Origin of the sequence: Alteromonas sp. KUL17, assembly GCF_006538305.1 — a bacterium.
Lineage (GTDB): Bacteria > Pseudomonadota > Gammaproteobacteria > Enterobacterales > Alteromonadaceae > Alteromonas > Alteromonas macleodii.
Window position 1 is genome coordinate 1 of the sequence record NZ_BJKJ01000054.1, and the last position, 1,419, is coordinate 1,419.

Here is a 1,419-nt window from a genome sequence, read left to right on the forward strand (position 1 = left end):
GAAGTGACCCCATTAAGTTGGACTCATTTCTAAGCGGCAACCAAGGCCTGATTTCGATATTGTATCGGACTCAGGCCTTTTAGTTTTAGCTTAATACGTTCGTTGTTGTAATAATCGATATATTCTTTGATGTTTTCAATAAGTTCATTTGCATCTTTGAACGTTTTATTGTGGTACATCTCAGTTTTTAATATGCCGAAGAAGTTCTCTGCAACAGCGTTATCTAAGCAATTTCCTTTTCTAGACATACTTTGAAGTAGCCCATTCTGTTTCAAGTGATTTTGATATTGTTTGTTTTGATATTGCCATCCTTGGTCAGAGTGTATGAGTGGCTTTTCATGGGGTAATAACTTACTAGTCGCGGCTTTAAGCATATCTGTAACTAAGGGTAACGTTACAGATGTCCGCACTTCATAGCTAATGACCTCTCGATTAAATAAATCTATTATCGGTGACAGGTATACCTTCTGATTATTCACTTTAAACTCAGTTACATCAGTCACCCATTTTTGATTAGGCTGTTCTACAGTAAATTCACGATTCAATTTATTTTCTGCGATTCTGCCGATTTCACCTTTGTAAGACTTATAACGTTTAGGCCTGACTTTTGACTTCAAACCAAGTTCGCACATTAGGCGTTGTACACGCTTATGGTTAACCACTAAGCCCATCGCTCGTAAAGCGTAAGTCACTCTACGATAGCCATATCGCCCTTTATGTTTGTGATAGATATCACGGATTTTTACGCGTAAGTCAGTATTGGAACAAGGCTGACTCAGTGCATTACGATGGTAGTAATACACACTCTTGGGAAGCCCTGTAACTCTTAATAAATGTTGTAAGCTATATATTGCCTTGAGCTCTTCGACAACTATCGTTTTGTCTTTGCTTTTTTCTTTCTGGCTTGAGCCAAGGCTTCTAACTTTTTTAAGACAGCGTTCTCTGCACGTAAATAATCGAGTTCTTCTCTAAGCTCTTTTTCAGTCATCTCTGATGATGGTTTAGGAGTTGAAGAGTTATTAGTCACGCGGGGCTTACCTTTGTTTTTGGGGTTGAGACGGGATATGTCCTCGCGAGCATAAAGCTTTTGCCATTGAAATAAAATACCAGGGGATGATAAGTCGAAATAGGCGCTGGTATAACCCAATGACCAATTGTTCATTTCCATCGTCTTTAGCACATGGGTTTTGAACTCGCTAGAATAAGGTAGCTGCTTATGAATAAAGCTATTTGAGCCGTTTATTTGATAAACCTGAAACCAATAGCGAATAAGCCGAGCGCTTACTCTATACTTTCTACCTAAAGCTTCAGAATTTTTCTCTTCGACTAGCTGAGCGAGCTTTATTTTAAACGCTCTATTGTGTTTTGACATAAAAAGACCCCCAATAATTGGAATGTCCAACTAATGGGGGTCACTTC

At 38.7% G+C, this 1,419-nt stretch carries 1 protein-coding gene and 1 pseudogene; both read right to left on the reverse strand.

Annotated features, from left to right (window positions below; genetic code table 11):
• Window positions 1–29 precede the first annotated feature (29 nt).
• Window positions 30–884 (reverse strand): annotated as a pseudogene (locus KUL49_RS20690) (IS3 family transposase); the annotation flags it as partial.
• The gene (locus tag KUL49_RS20695) at window positions 872–1,372 is read right to left on the reverse strand and encodes a transposase (RefSeq protein WP_131138458.1); all 501 of its coding nucleotides are present in this window, start codon (window positions 1,370–1,372) and stop codon (window positions 872–874) included. The gene KUL49_RS20695 and the pseudogene KUL49_RS20690, both read right to left, overlap by 13 nt.
• Window positions 1,373–1,419 lie beyond the last annotated feature (47 nt).